At 74.1% G+C, this 14,702-nt stretch carries 7 protein-coding genes; 3 read left to right on the forward strand and 4 right to left on the reverse strand.

What is annotated here, in order from left to right; genetic code table 11:
- Window positions 1–25 precede the first annotated feature (25 nt).
- Window positions 26–595, forward strand: coding sequence for a TetR/AcrR family transcriptional regulator (locus ACFC1T_RS20335; RefSeq protein WP_375890451.1), 570 nt, complete (start codon window positions 26–28; stop codon window positions 593–595).
- 59 nt (window positions 596–654) lie between these two features.
- Here ACFC1T_RS20335 and ACFC1T_RS20340 read toward each other — a convergent pair whose 3' ends face one another.
- From ACFC1T_RS20340 to ddaH, 3 genes are all read right to left on the reverse strand, one after another.
- A complete protein-coding gene (locus ACFC1T_RS20340; protein ID WP_375890453.1) occupies window positions 655–1,581 on the reverse strand; it encodes a TauD/TfdA family dioxygenase in 927 nt (308 codons plus the stop codon).
- Window positions 1,578–3,512: a non-ribosomal peptide synthetase gene (locus ACFC1T_RS20345; protein WP_375890455.1), complete on the reverse strand. Its 1,935-nt coding sequence runs from the start codon at window positions 3,510–3,512 to the stop codon at window positions 1,578–1,580. Before ACFC1T_RS20345 ends, ACFC1T_RS20340 begins: the two co-directional genes overlap by 4 nt.
- A 149-nt stretch (window positions 3,513–3,661) precedes the next feature.
- Window positions 3,662–4,522: a dimethylargininase gene (gene ddaH / locus ACFC1T_RS20350; RefSeq protein WP_375890456.1), complete on the reverse strand. Its 861-nt coding sequence runs from the start codon at window positions 4,520–4,522 to the stop codon at window positions 3,662–3,664.
- A 463-nt stretch (window positions 4,523–4,985) separates the two neighbouring features.
- On the opposite strand from ddaH, the gene ACFC1T_RS20355 reads away from it, so the two are divergent.
- Both ACFC1T_RS20355 and ACFC1T_RS20360 read left to right on the forward strand, forming a co-directional pair.
- On the forward strand, window positions 4,986–8,252 hold the full coding sequence (locus tag ACFC1T_RS20355) for an amino acid adenylation domain-containing protein (RefSeq protein ID WP_375890458.1): 3,267 nt from the start codon (window positions 4,986–4,988) through the stop codon (window positions 8,250–8,252).
- A 91-nt stretch (window positions 8,253–8,343) separates the two neighbouring features.
- A complete protein-coding gene (locus ACFC1T_RS20360; RefSeq protein WP_375890460.1) occupies window positions 8,344–13,461 on the forward strand; it encodes an amino acid adenylation domain-containing protein in 5,118 nt (1,705 codons plus the stop codon).
- A 122-nt stretch (window positions 13,462–13,583) separates the two neighbouring features.
- Here ACFC1T_RS20360 and ACFC1T_RS20365 read toward each other — a convergent pair whose 3' ends face one another.
- On the reverse strand, window positions 13,584–14,696 hold the full coding sequence (locus tag ACFC1T_RS20365) for a DUF6421 family protein (RefSeq protein ID WP_375890462.1): 1,113 nt from the start codon (window positions 14,694–14,696) through the stop codon (window positions 13,584–13,586).
- Window positions 14,697–14,702 lie beyond the last annotated feature (6 nt).

The raw sequence follows: 14,702 nt of genomic DNA on the forward strand, positions 1-14,702 counted from the left end.
AGTCTTCCTAACGGAGGGATCGGCGATGGCCGAGCGACGCCGCGGGCCGGCACTGGAGAAGGCACTGCTCGACGCGGCCTGGGCGGAACTCGCCGACCACGGCTACGCCCGGTTCACCATGGACGCCGTCGTCAAGCGCGCCGGCACCAGCCCGCCGGTCCTCTACCGGCGCTGGCCCAACCGCGACGAACTGGCCCGCGCCGCCATCGTGCACGCCGTCCGGGGGGCCCGGATCGACACCCCCGACACCGGGAGCCTGCGCGGGGACGTCCTCACCCTGATGCGGGAGATCAACACCACCCGGGTCGAACTCATCACCGTGGTGCAGATGCACCTGGCCGGCTACCGCCAGGAGTCCGGCACCAGCCCCGCCGACCTCGTCGACCCCCTGGTCACCGGCCGCGCCGAAGCACTCGACCTGCTCTTCGCACGCGCCGCCGCCCGCGGCGAGGTCGACCCGGCCCGGCTCACCCCCCGGCTCAAGTCGCTCCCCTTCGACCTGCTGCGCCTCCAGATCCTCACCACGTTCGCGCCCGCGCCCGACGACGTCCTGGAGGAGATCGTCGACACCCTCTTCCTGCCCCTGCTGCACTGACCGCGGGCGGCGGCCCGCCGGTCCGCTCCGACGACCCGGCCGCTCAGCCGCTCAGCCGCTCAGCCGCTCAGCGGCTCGGCCATGGCGACGGCGACCCGGCGGGGCGGGGTGAAGGGCTCGCGGGCGTGGGCGGTCAGCATGTTGTCGAGCATCACGACGTCGCCCTCCCGGTAGTCGAAGCGCGTCGCGGCCCTGCGGTAGCAGTCCCGCACGTGCGCCATCACGTCGTCCGGGATCCGGCCGCCGTCGCCGTAGTAGGTGTTGTTGGGCAACTCCTCGGCGGCGAAGAGGGCTTCGAGGCCGGCCCGGACACCGGGCGAGAGGGTGGACAGGTGGAACATCGCCGCGTGGTTGAACCAGACCGGCTCACCGGTCCCCGGGTGGGTCCGGACGGCGTCGCGGACCACCCGGGTGCGCAGGGTGCCGTCGTCGAGCCACTCGGGCTCGATCCGGTTGGCCGCGCAGTAGGCCGCCACCTCGTCCCGGTCGGTGGTCCCGAAGACCTCCTGCCAGGGCAGGCCGAAGCCGGGGCCGAAGTTGCGCACCAGCATCCAGCGCCGCCGGGTGAAGTCGGCCAGCACCTCCGGGTCGAGCAGCCGGAGGATCTCCCGGCAGTCGGCCAGCGGGGTCGCGCCGCGGTCGGCGGGCGGCTGGACGCAGTGGAAGAACAGCGTCATCGGCCAGGAGGCCTGGTACGAGTTCTCGTTGTGGAAGAAGATCTCCTCCCGGGCCGGGTGCTCGGTCGAGGTGTAGACCCCGCCCTGGATCCGGCTGCGCGGGGACGACTTCTCCTGGTACGCGAGCGGCGGGCCGGCCAGTCGGCGGACGGTCTCCTCGAAGTCCTCGACGCCCCGCAGCGCGAAGCCGCGCAGCAGCACGGCCCCGTGCTCGCGGACCAGCTCCCTGATCCGCGCCCGGTGCTGCCGCGCGTGGTCGACCAGCAGGGTCGACGCCCGGTCCGGCTCGATCCGGTACGGGAGCGTCATCGGGCGCTCACCGCCGACGCGGGCCGCGCGGACCCCGGCTCCGACTCCTGCTCCTGCTCCTGCTCCTGCTCCTGTTCCGACTCCTGCTCCAGGGCCGCGCTGAGCGAGCGGATCGTCGGGTGGTCGAGCAGCATCCGGCTCTCCAGCCGGATCCCCAGCCTGGCCGCCCGGCCCGCCACCAGCAGGGTGGCGACCGAGTCGCCGCCGACGTCCAGGAAGTGGTCGTCGATCCCGACCTCGTCCAGGCCGAGCACCTCCTGCCAGATCCCGGCCAGTGCCTGCTGCACCGGGGTGACCGGCGGGGCACTCGGGCCGGAGGCCTCGACGGGGGCGTCCGGGAGGCGGGAGCGGTCCACCTTGCCGTTCGCGGTCAACGGCAGGTCCTCCACCGGCACCACCACCGAGGGCACCAGGTAGCCGGGCAGCACCTCCCGGGTCCAGGCCCGGATCGCCTCCGGCTCCGGCCGCGCCCCGGGCCGGCCGGTCACGAAGGCGATGATCCGTCGGGTCTCCCCGACGTCCCGGACCACGGCGGCCGCGGCCGCCACCTGCTCGTGCCGCTGGAGCACCGCCTCGATCTCCCCCGGGCTGACCCGGTGGCCGTTCACCTTCGCCTCGTCGTCCAGTCGGCCGACGAACTCCACCGAGCCGTCCGGGAGGTAGCGTCCCGCGTCGCCGGTCCGGTAGAGCCGGCTGCCGGGCGGCCCGTACGGGTCCGGGACGAAGTGCCCGGCGGTCGGGCCGGGCAGCCCCGCGTACCCGCGTGCCAGGCCCGCTCCCCCGATGTGGATCTCCCCGGTGGCCCCGACCCCGGCGATCCCCAGGTCCGGATCCAGCACGTACTGGCGGACGTTGGCGATCGGCCGGCCGATCGGCACGGCCGGTCCGACCGGGAGCGGGGCGGACACGAAGGCAGCCGAGGAGCCCACCGTGGCCTCGGTCGGGCCGTACTCGTTGACCACCCGCAGCTGCGGCATCCGCTCCAGCCACGGGCGCACCAGCTCGGTCGGCAGCGCCTCCCCGCCCACCACGAAGGTGCCCACCTCGGGAGTGTGGAAGGACAGCGGGAGGGCGTGCTCCAGCATCCGCAGGTGCGCCGGGGTGAGCTTGACCAGGTCGAACCGGACGCCCTGGCGCAGCAGTTCGGCCAGTTCGTCGACCCCCTGGCCGTCCGGGACGATCCGGACGCCGGCGCCGGTGACCAGCGGGGCGAGCAGGCCGGTGAGCGTCAGGTCGAAGGTGAGCGGGGTGTGCAGCGCGGCGCCCTCGGCGGCGGGGTCGCCGGTGAGGTAGGCGCGGGCGGCGTGGTCCACGTAGTTGGCGAGCGCCTGCTGTTCGATCAGCACGCCCTTCGGCCGGCCGGTGGAGCCGGAGGTGTAGAGCACGTAGGCGAGGTGGTCCGGCCGGACCGCGACCGGCTCCAGCGGGCGTCCGCCGCCGTGGTCCACGTCCAGCACCGGGACCGCCCCGCCGTCGAGGAGCGCGGCGGTGCGGGCGTCGCCGACGACGGCGCAGGGTTCGGCGTCCGCGAGGACGGCCCGGATCCGCTCCTTCGGCCACTCCGGGTCCAGTGGCACGAAGGCGGCACCGGCCCGCAGCACCGCGAGCACCGCGGCGACCAGGGCGGGCGAGCGCGGCAGGCAGATCGCGACCCGCTGCTCCGGCCGGGCCCCGACGGCGTGCAGTCGGCCGGCCAACTCACCGGCCCAGCTGTCCAGTTCCGCGTAGTCGAGGTCGCCGATGCCGGTCAGCAGGGCGGGGCGCCCGCCGTCCCGCTCGGCCCAGCGCGCGAAGCGCCGGTACACCGGCTCGGCCGCCGGGACGGCGGGCCCGGCGGAGAGTTCGGCCAGCCGTTCCGCCGTGACGGCCGATGCGGCGGTTCGGTCGGGCTCGGCCCTGTCGGGCTCGGCTCTGTTCTGCTCGGCCTGCAACGCGGACTCCTCATTCCTCCCACGCCCCGGTCCGGCCCGGGTCGTTCGGCGAGTTGACTCGACTGCTCGACTGCACGACTGCACGACTGCACGGCGGGGCGGGTGCACAGCGGGGCGACCGCTCCGCCGGGCGGCGACGCCCCGGCGGCTCAGCCCCGCGGCTCGGGCCGCAGTTCGAGCGTGCAGCACTTCGCGGCGCCGCCCGCCTTGAGGAGCTCGGTGGTGTCCACCCCGACCGGGTTGAAGCCGCGCTCCCGGAGCTGCTCGATCAGGCCGGCCGCCGCCTGCGGCAGCACCACGTTGAGGCCGTCCGAGAAGGCGTTGAGGCCGAACACCGCGGCGTCCTGGGCGTCGGCGAGGATCGCGTCCGGGAAGAGGGTCTCCAGGACGGAGCGGCTGCCGGGGGTGAAGGCCGCCGGGAAGTACATCACCTCGGTGTCGGAGAGCACCGAGAGCGCGGTGTCCAGGTGGTAGTGCTCGGGGTTGACCAAGGTCAGCGAGGTGACCGGCAGCCCGAAGAACTCCTGCGCCTCGTAGTGCGAGCGCTGGTCGGTGCGGAAGCCGGTGCCGGCCAGGATCCGCCGCCCGACCGGCAGGTAGTCGCCCTCGCCCTCGTTGACGAACTCGGGCCACAGCACCTCGCGGTAGCCCTGCTGGACGAACCAGGCCAGGTAGGCCGGCCCCTCGGCGGTCCGTTCGACGTGCCGGAACCGGGCCCCGAGGACCTTGCCGTCCACCACCGTCGCGCCGTTGGCGGCGAAGACCATGTCCGGCAGGCCGGGCACCGGCTCGATCACCTCGACGGTGTGGCCCAGCGACAGGTACACCTCCCGCAGCCGCTCCCACTGGAGCAGCGCCGACTCGCGGTCCACCGGCTTCTCGGGGTGCATCCACGGGTTGATGGAGTACGTCACGTCGAAGTGCTGCGGACGACACATCAGGAGTCGGCGCGGGGTGGCCCTCCGGGCTGTCGGCCGTATCGGCTCGGGCTGAGTACCGCCACTGGACACAGGGATCTCCTCTGCGATGGTGGTTTCAGGAGAGGGAAAAGGTGCCGGGTCGCCGTGCGGACCGCGGCGCCGGTGGGGTTCACGAGGGCCAGGTCACGAAACGCCGCCACCGCAACGATCCTGACATGTCATCGGCAAGCCCACAATCACCCGACCCTAGCAGTCGACCTGCCCATTGTCCCGGGTGTTCATGCCAGGAACGGCCGACCGGACTCCGCCGCTCCGCCCCTCCGGCGGACGGCCCGCACCCCGCGACCCCGGCGACATACCGGGCACAACCGCTCCGTTACCCCTCCAACCGCCGCAGGGGGGATCAATGATCCGGGGCCTTGACTTTCCCGGGCGTCAGTCAATAGCTTGCGCCGGAGTGCCCAGATGCCCCGAACCGCGCAATCACGACCCGGCATCGCCGAACTCCACCGGAATTCCGGCGATCCGCGGGAAGGAAAGGTCGGACCGCCGGATGACGAACCAGGACACCGGGACCGGAATTCCGGCCGAGGAACAGCACCCCGCCCTCCGGGAGATCCCGCTCGCCCACCCCCAGGAACGCCTCTGGTTCCTGCACCAGCTCCACCCGGACGTGCCGGTGTACAACGAGCCGGCCGCCTACGGAATCACCGGTGAACTCGACGTCCCGGCACTCACCGAGGCGATCCGCGCGCTGGTCGGACGGCACGAGCCGCTCCGCACCGGATTCGCCGTCCGGGGGGACCGGCCGGTCCAACTGATAGCCGACGAACTGCCCTTCGCACTCCCGGTGGAAAACCTCGGAACGGATGCCGGAGCGGTCCTGCGCCGGCTTTCCGAAGCCGCCTCGCAACCCTTCGACCTGAGCCGCCCCGGGCTTTTCGACATCCGGCTGGCGAAGCTGTCCGAGAACCACCACATCCTGTACCTCAACCTCCACCACCTCATCACGGACGGCCAGTCCGGCCGACTTCTGATCGACGAGATCGGCCGCTCCTACCGGAACGTGAAAACCGGTCGCCCGCCGGTTTCCGAGCCGCTCGCGGTGAGTTATCCACGGTATTCGGTGCAACAGCGCGAGCGCCTCGCCGGCCCGGCGGCCGAAGCCGACCTGGCGTCCTGGGAGTCGGCGCTGACCGGCGTTCCCGGCCTGCTCCGGCTGCCCGCCGACCGCCCGCGCGGGGCCACCCAGGACTTCGCCGGGGGCGACGTCCGCTTCAAACTCTCCGGTTCGTCCACGCAACGCCTCACCGAAGTCGCCAAACAGCACAACGCCTCGCACTACATGGTCCTGCTCGCGGCGTTCACCCTCCTGCTGCACCGGTACTCGGGACAGCGGTCCCTCGTGGTCGGCACCCCGGTCGCGAACCGGCCGGGCGATGGCCTGGAACAGACCCTCGGCTTCTTCGTCAACACCCTCCCGATCCGCAGCGACCACACCCCCGGGCAGACCTTCGCCGACTACCTGGGCGCGCTGCGCGAGACCTGCCTGGACGCCTTCGCCCACCAGGAGACCCCGTTCGACCACATCGTCCAACGGCTCGGGCTGCAGGGCGGACTGAGCCACGCCCCGCTGGTGCAGACGGTCTTCGCGTACAACCACACCCAGCACCGCCCGCACCTGGACGGCCTGGAGGTCCGCCCGCTCGACGTGCGCACCGCGACCGCCCGGTACGAGCTCGGCCTCTACCTGGACCGCTCGCCGCAGGGCGGCCTGGACGGCCGGTTCGAGTTCGCCACCGCGCTCTTCGACCGCACCACGGTGGCCCGGCTCGCCGAGAACTACCGGACGCTGCTGGACGGGCTGTTGGCCGACCCCGACCGGCCGCTGGAGGCGTACGAGCTCTGCTCGCCCGCCGAACGGGCCCTGATCGCCCGCGGGAACCGCACCGGGGCGCAGTTCCCGGAAGAGCGCTGCGTGCACGAGTTGTTCGAGGCGCAGGCCGCCCGCACCCCGGACGCCGTCGCGGTGAGCGCGGCGGACGGCGAGCTGACCTACCGTGAACTGGACCGCCGCGCCTCGGCCCTGGCCGAGCACCTGCGCGGGCGCGGGGTCGGCGCGGACCAGTGCGTCGGCGTGTTCGTCGAGCGCTCGGTGGCCCTGGTGGTGGCCCTGCTCGGCATCCTCAAGGCCGGCGGCGCCTACCTGCCGCTCGACCTGGCGGCGCCCCGCGCCCGGCTGGAGCAGATCCTGCGGGACGCCCGCGCCCGGGTGGTGCTGACCGGCGGCGTGCCGCTGGAGCCGTTCGACGGCATCGAGCCGATCGGCCCGCTGCCGGACCGGGACCCGTCGGACGGCCCCGACCACCCCGAGCACCCCGAGCACCCCGACCAACCCGCCCCGGTGGCCCACCCTGAGCACCTGGTCTCGGTGTACTACACCTCCGGCTCCACCGGGGCCCCCAAGGGCGTGGCCAACCGGCACCGCGGCTGGGTCAACCGGCTGACCTGGATGCAGCGCCGGCACGCCCTGCGACCGGGCGAGACGGTGCTGCACAAGACCACCCTCACCTTCGACGACTCCGCCCTGGAGATCTTCTGGCCGCTGTCCGTCGGCGGCCGGGTGGCGGTGCTGCCGCCCGACCTGCACCGCGACCCGCAGGCCATCGTCGAGGCCCTGGCCCGGCACCGCTCGGTGTACCTCCAGGTCGTCCCCAGCATGCTCAACTCCGTGCTGGACGTGGTGGAGCAGCGCGGCGCCGCCGGACTGGAGGCGCTGCGCGGCACCACCTCCAGCGGCGAGGCGCTGTCCCCCGGCACCGTGCGGCGGTTCCGCGCGCTGATGCCCGGCGAGCTGCACAACACCTGGGGCGCCACCGAGGTCTCCATCGACTCCACCCACCACACCTGCACGGCCGAGGACCTCGCCGGCGCCGGGCCGGTCAGCCTGGGCCGGCCGTTCGACAACAACACCGTCCACGTGCTGGACGCCTCGCTCCGGCCGGTCCCGATCGGCGTCGTCGGCGACCTGTACATCGGCGGCGTCGGACTGGCCCGCGGCTACGCCGGCGACCCGGCCCGCACCGCCGCCGCCTTCCTCCCGCACCCCTCGGTGGCCGGTGAGCGGCTCTACCGCACCGGCGACAAGGGCCTGTTGCGGTCGGACGGGCGGCTGGAGTTCGTCGGCCGCACCGACCACCAGGTCAAGATCCGCGGCATGCGGGTGGAACTGGGCGAGATCGAGGCGGTGCTGGAGGACCACCCCGGGGTGAAGGAGGCGGTCGTCCTGGTCCACGAGGGCGAGAACGGGCTGCGCCGCCTGGTCGCCTACGTGACCGCGCTGCGGCCCGACCGGCGGCCCTCGCCCGAGGAGGTGCGCACCCACGTCGGACAGCGGCTGCCGGAGTACATGGTGCCCTCCTTCGTCACCGTCCAGGACCGCTTCGAGGTGACCGCCAACGGCAAGATCGACCGCGGCGCGCTGGCGCCCCCGGAGCGCCTGCTGGACGACGCCGGGGCCCCGGGCGAACCCTGCGAGGGGCCGGTCGAGGCCTTCGTCGCCGACATCTGGCGCGACCTGCTCGGCCTGGCCCGGATCGGGGCGCTGGACGGCTTCTTCGCCCTGGGCGGCAACTCCCTGGTCGCCACCCGGTTCGTCTCCCGGGTGCGCCAGCGGGCCGGCATCGACCTGCCGCTGATGTCGGTCTTCACCAAGCCGACGCTGCGCGAACTGAGCGCGGAGGTCGAGCAGCTGCTGGTGCGACGGCTGGAGGAGATGACCGAGGCCGAGGCCGGGGAGCTGCTGCGGCAGCTGTCCTGACCGGTCGCCCACCCGACCGCCGGCCCACCGGGCGAGCAGGCCGGCGGTCCGACCACTTCTCGACCGTTTCTCGACCATGGGGGAGAGCGACATGCCTGACGAGCCATCCGGCACGGGACTGACCGGACTCAAGCGCGACCTGCTGCGCCGGATCCTCTCCGGCGACGGCGGGCCCGATCCCGCCGGAGGACTGCGCCGCCGGCCCCGGGAGGGCCGGATCCCGGCCTCCGCGGCGCAGCGGCGGCTCTGGTTCATCGACCACCTGAACGAGTCCAGCACCTCCTACAACGTGCCGTTCGCGCTGCGGATCTCCGGCCCGCTGCGGGAGGACGCCCTGTGGTGGGCCTTCGACGCGCTCCTCGCCCGGCACGAGGCGCTGCGGACCACCTTCGGCTTCACCGGTGAGGAGCTGTTCCAGGAGATCGCGCCGTCCGTGCGGGTGGCCCGGAACCACCACGACCTGCGCGGGCTGCCGGAGGCGGAACGCGGGCGGGCGGCCGAGGAACTGATCGCCGAGGCGGCCCGGCGGCCGTTCCGGCTGGACGGCGAACCGCTGCTGCGCGTGGTGCTGATCCGGGTGCGGGACGAGCTCTGCCACGCCGTGGTCAACCTCCACCACATCGTCACCGACGGCTGGTCCGAGGGCATCCTCTTCCAGGAGCTGGGCGTCCTCTACTCGGCCCGGGTGCGGGGCGAGGAGCCCGAACTGCCGCCGCCCGGGCTCCAGTACGCGGACTACACCGGCTGGGAGGCCGAACCCGAGGCCCGGGACCTGTACGAGCAGCAGCTCGGCTACTGGCGCGAGCGGCTCAAGGGCGTCCCCGCCGGGCCCGCCCTGCCGACGGACCGGCCGCGCCCGGTCGAGCCGAGCATGCGCGGGGCCTCGGTGCCGGTCGCGGTGCCGGCGGACCTCCAGGCGGCCCTGCGGCGCTGGGAGGGCGGCGACCGGGCCTCGCTGTTCACCGGCGCGGTCGCGGTGCTCGCCCAACTGCTGCACCGCTACGGCGGCGAGGACACCGTGGTGATCGGCGTGCCGGTGGCCAACCGGGCCCGCCGCGAGCTGGAGCCGGTGGTCGGGTTCTTCTCCAACACCGTCGCCCTGCGGGTCGACCTCGCCGACGGGCCCACCCAGGCCGAGCTGCTGGACCGGGTCCGGACCGTCTCGGTGGAGGCGCTGTCCCACCAGAACGTCCCGTTCAACCAGGTCGTGGAGGCGCTCGGGATCCAGCGCGCCCCGGGCAGCAATCCGGTCTTCCAGGTCATGTGCTCGGTCAACCAGGCCACCGCGCCGCCGGCCCTGGCGGACTGCGGGGTCGAGCTGGTGGACCTCGACAACGACACCGCCAAGTTCGACCTGGAGCTGGTCGTCACCTACGACCGGGACCGGGTCGACTGCCGCTTCGAGTACGCCACCGACCTGTTCGACCGCGCGACCGTGGAGCAGCTGGCCGGGCACTTCCGGCTGCTGCTGGCCGCCTTCCTGGAGCGGCCGCGGTCCCGCGCCGGGGACCTCGCCCCGGGCGGTGACGAGCCCGGCGCGGTGCCGGAGGACGGGGTGGTGCTCACCGACCGGTACGGCCGGCCCTGCCCGGTCGGCGTGTTCGGCGCCGTGACGGTGGCGGGCGTGCCGGACGGCCGCACCGCCCGGCGGCTGCGCGACGGCACCCTGGAGTACCGGGACGAGCCCTCCGCCGCCGCCCCGGCGTCGGCGCCGGCCCCCGCGACGGAGGCCCCGCGGACCGGCACCGAGCGGCGGCTGGCCGCGATCTGGAGCCAGGTGCTCGACGGCGGCACGCCCGGCCGGGAGCAGGACTTCTTCCGTACCGGCGGCGACTCCCTGCTGGCCACCAAGGTGGTCGCCCGGGTGCGCCGGGCCTGGGGCGTCAAGCTGTCGGTCCGCCAGATGCTGCGCTCCCCCACCCTGGGCGCGCTGGCCGCCGAGATCGACCGGCTGGTCGCCGAGCGGGGCGCGGAGCCGGCCACCCAGCCGTCCGGGCCGGCCCCGGTGGCGCGTCCGGCGACGCTGCCGCTGTCGCTCGCCCAGCGCGGCATCTGGTTCAACAACCAGGTCGAGGGCCAGAGTTCCTACTACCACATGCCGTTGGCGCTGCGGCTGACCGGTCCGCTGGACCGGGCGGCGCTGCACGCGGCGCTCGGTGACGTGATCGCCCGGCACGAGAGCCTGCGCACGGTGTTCCCGGTCCGCGACGGCGAGCCGTGCCAGCTGGTGCGGGATCCGTTCGAGCCCGCGCTTCCGGTGCTCCCGGTCGCGGCCGGGGACCTCGACGCGGCGCTGCGCGCGGCCGCGGCCCGGCCCTTCGACCTGAGCGGCGAACCGCCGGTGCGGGCCTGCCTGTTCGAGGTCGGCGCCGAGGACCACCTGCTGCTGATCGTGATCCACCACATCGCCTGCGACGGCCTCTCCTGGCAGCCGCTGTGCGAGGACCTGTCGACGGCCTACGCCGCCCGCAGGGCCGGGGCCGCGCCGCGCTGGGAGCCGCTGCCGCTGCAGTACCCGGACCACGCCCTGTGGCAGCACGACGCGCTGGGCTCCGCGACGGACCGCGACAGCGGGCTGGCGCGGCAGCTCGCGCACTGGACCGGGCGCCTGGCCGGGCTGCCCGAGGAGCTGCCGCTGCCGGCCGACCGGGTGCGCCAGGCCACCGCCGACTACCGGGGCGACACCGTCCCGCTCGCCGTCCCGGCCGCGCTGCACCGGGCGGTCGGCGAGCTGGCCGGCTCCGCCGGGGCCAGCGTCCACATGGTGGTGCAGGCGGCGCTGGCCGCCCTGTTGACCCGGATGGGCGCGGGCGGGGACATCCCGCTGGGCACGGCGGTCGCGGGCCGCTCGGAGGTGTCCCTGGAGCGGCTGGTCGGCTGCTTCATCAACACCGTCGTGCTGCGCACCGACACCTCGGGCGACCCGAGCTTCGCGGCGCTGCTGGAGCGGGTGCGGGAGACCGACCTGGCCGCCTACGCGAACCAGGACGTCCCCTTCGACCTGCTGGTGTCCGCCCTGAACCCGGCCCGCCAGCCGGGCCGCAACCCGCTGTTCCAGGTCCTGCTGTCGGTCGCGGGCCGGCCCGAGGCCAGCCCGGAGCTGGCCGGGCTCCGGGTGGAGCCGGTGCTGTTCGAGCTGCCGGTCTCCCCCTTCGACCTGGACTTCTCGCTGACCGAACAGCAGGGCGCGGACGGCGGCCCGGCCGGTCTGCTGGGGCACGTCACCTACAACACGGCGCTGTTCGACCGGCGGACCGTCGCCGCGCTGGCCGAGCGGTTCACCACCCTGCTCGGGTCCGCCGTCGCCGAGCCGGCCCGGCCGCTGTCCGAGCTGGAGCTGCTCCCGGCGGCCGAGCGCCGACGGATCCTGGAGGACTGGAACAGCACCGGCGCCGGCGTCCCCGCGGTGACGCTGGCGGCGCTCTTCGAGGCCGCCGCCGCCCGGGCCCCGCAGGCGCCGGCCCTGGAGTTCGGCGACACCCGGCTGACGTACCGGGAGCTCGGCGCGCGGGCCAACCGGCTGGCCCGGCTGCTGATCGGGCGCGGGATCGGCCCGGAGCAGTTCGTCGCCGTGGCGCTGCCGCGCGGGGTCGAGCTGGTGGTGGCGGTGCTCGCGGTGGCCAAGGCCGGGGCGGCGTTCATCCCGGTCGACCCGGGCTACCCGGCCGAGCGGATCGCGTTCATGCTCGCGGACGCCGGTCCGGCCCTGGTGGTCACCACCGCGGACTCCGGGCTGCCGGACACCGGGACGGCCCGGCTGGTGCTGGACGACGCCGCCACGGCGCAGCTGCTGGCCCGGCAGCCGGACAGCGATCCCACCGACGCCGACCGGACGGCCCCGCTCGACCCGCTCAGCCCCGCGTACGCGATCTACACCTCGGGCTCGACGGGTGTCCCCAAGGGCGCCGTGATGCCGCACACCGGTCTGCTCGCGCTGAGCGACCAGATGGCCGCGCGGCTGCGGATCGACCACGGCTCCCGGGTGCTCCAGGTGTCCACGCCGAGCTTCGACGCCTGGGTGCTGGAGCTGCTGATGGCCTTCCCGGTCGGGGCGGCCCTGGTGGTGGCTCCGCCGGGCCCGCTGGCCGGCGAGGAGCTGGCGGACTTCCTGCGCGAGCGGCGGGTCACCCACGCCTTCCTCGCCCCGACCCGGCTGGCCACGGTGCCCCCGGTCGAGCTGCCCGCGCTGGTCGGCCTGGCCAGCGGCAGTGAGGTGCTGCCCGGCGACCTGGTCGGCCGCTGGTCGCCCGGGCGCCGGATGATCAACATCTACGGGGCCACCGAGTCCACCGTCATCTCCACCACCACCGGCCCGCTCTCCGGCGACGGCGTGCCGACCCTCGGCGGGCCGAACCTGGACGCCCGGGTGTACGTGCTGGACGAGGCGCTGCGGCCGGTGCCGCCGGGCGTCCCCGGGCAGGCCTACCTGGCCGGCACCGGGCTGGCCCGCGGCTACCTGCACCGCCCCGTCCTGACCGCCGACCGCTTCGTGCCCTGCCCGTTCGGGGCTCCGGGCGAGCGGATGTACCGGACCGGGGACGTGGTGCGCTGGACGCCGGACGGCGAGCTGATGTTCGTCGGCCGGGCCGACGACCAGGTGAAGCTGCGCGGCCTGCGGATCGAGCTGGGCGAGGTCGAATCGGCGGTCGGCTCGCACCCCGCGGTGGCGCACGCCGTCGCCGTGGTGAGCGGCTCCGCGACGGGCGACCGGCTGGTCGCGTACGCCGTGCCGATGGCCGGGACGGCGGTGGACGGCGCCGCGCTGCGCGAGCACGCCGCCCGCACCCTGCCCGACTTCATGGTGCCCTCGGCCGTGGTGGTGCTGGACGCCTTCCCGCTGCTGCCCAACGGCAAGGTGGACCGCGGTGCGCTGCCGGCCGCGCCGGAGCCGGAGGAGGAGTACACGGCGCCGCGCACGCCCGTCGAGGAGACGCTCGCCGGGATCTGGCAGTCCGTCCTCGGGGTCGAACGGATCGGCGTGCACACCGACTTCTTCCGGCTCGGCGGGCACTCCCTGATGGCCACCCAGATCCTGAGCCGGATCCGGTCCTCGCTGGGGGCCACGGTCCCGCTGGTGCGGTTCTTCGAGCACGCGACGATCGCCGAACTGGCTGCCGAGGTGGACCGGACCGGGCAGTCGGGCGGGGCGGAGCCGGTGGTGGTCCGACGCCGTCGGACCGTGCTGACCGACACCGCCCGGCCGGAGTGACCGGACGGACCCCGGGAACGACCGGACCGGCCCGCGGCGGGAGCTGCGGGCCGGTCCGTCGGTGTCCCGTCCGGGCGGGCGTCGTGCGGGACGTGCGGGCGGTGCGGGGGCCGTACGGGGGCTCAGAGGCCCAGGCGCTGCTTGACCTCGGCGAAGAACGGGATGTGCCGGTAGTCCTTGGCCTGCGGGTCGTAGTCGGTGTAGCGGTTGGTGAACTCCAGCAGCCCGGCGCGCACCCGCTCCAGCGGCTCGGTGCGGATCCGCCGCTCGATCGCCTGGATCTCGCCCAGGAAGGCGGCCAGCACCGCCGGCAGCTCCGGGGCCAGCTCGATCAGGCCGTCGCGCAGCCGGATGCCCCGGTGCTCCGTCAGGTAGCTGAACAGCAGCTGGGAGGCGACGGCGTCGTAGTTGGGGCGCGGGATGCCCTCCACCGCGTAGCGCAGCAGCCGCTCGGCGAGGATGTACTCGTAGGCGGCCCGGGCCTGTTGCTCGGGCAGCTGCGCGTCGTCGAGGCAGACCAGCATGGCCGAGACGTCCACCCGGAGCTCCTCCAGCCCGGCCAGCGGCTTGAGCTTCTTGGCGTCCAGGAACTCCGGGATCGGCAGGTCGCCCTGCCGGTGGTGGTACTCGTGCAACCGGACCCACCAGGAGGAGGCGGCCTCGACGACGTGGTCGGGGGCGCCCTGGATCCGCGGGAAGCTGCCCGGTGCCATCACGGCGTCGATCATCTTCCGGGTGATCCGGTTGTGGCGCTCGACGAACTTGTCGATGAAGTAGAAGATCAGGTCGTCCGGGTCCTGCCGGCCGTCGAGGTGGTTCTCCGGGAACAGGGCGACGACCACCCGGGACTCGAACCCCTCCGACTTGGCGAGCAGGTTGACCGGCCGGGTGTTGCTGGCGTACCGGACGGCCAGGTGCGGGTCGGTCGGCAGGGTCCGGTACGCCAGGTAGTCGAGCGAGAGCTTCGGGAAGTACGAGGCGTCGAAGAACGAGAAGACGTGGTTGTCGCGCTCCTCGTTGATGTGCGCCTTGGTCGCGCGGAGCCGGGAGCCGTCCGGGCTGTCCCGCAGGTCGGCCAGGAAGGCCCGGACGATCGGCTGGCGGCTCAGCTCGGCGCTGTCCGCCAGCTCCTTGGCCAGCCGCTCCAGGAACACCGGGTCCCTCGGGTCCGCGACCGGCTGCAACCGGCGGCGCAGGGCGTTCACTTCGGCGATCACCGGCGCTACGGGGTCCACGACTGG

The sequence above is a fragment of the Kitasatospora sp. NPDC056076 genome, from assembly GCF_042266305.1.
Taxonomy (GTDB): Bacteria; Actinomycetota; Actinomycetes; order Streptomycetales; family Streptomycetaceae; genus Kitasatospora.

Bases quoted from the DNA above. Each gene is read 5' to 3' on its own strand.
- ACFC1T_RS20335 (WP_375890451.1), top strand. From the start codon at position 26: ATGGCCGAGCGACGCCGCGGGCCGGCACTGGAGAAGGCACTGCTCGAC.
- ACFC1T_RS20340 (WP_375890453.1), bottom strand. From the start codon at position 1,581: ATGACGCTCCCGTACCGGATCGAGCCGGACCGGGCGTCGACCCTGCTG.
- ACFC1T_RS20355 (WP_375890458.1), top strand. From the start codon at position 4,986: ATGACGAACCAGGACACCGGGACCGGAATTCCGGCCGAGGAACAGCAC.
- ACFC1T_RS20360 (WP_375890460.1), top strand. From the start codon at position 8,344: ATGCCTGACGAGCCATCCGGCACGGGACTGACCGGACTCAAGCGCGAC.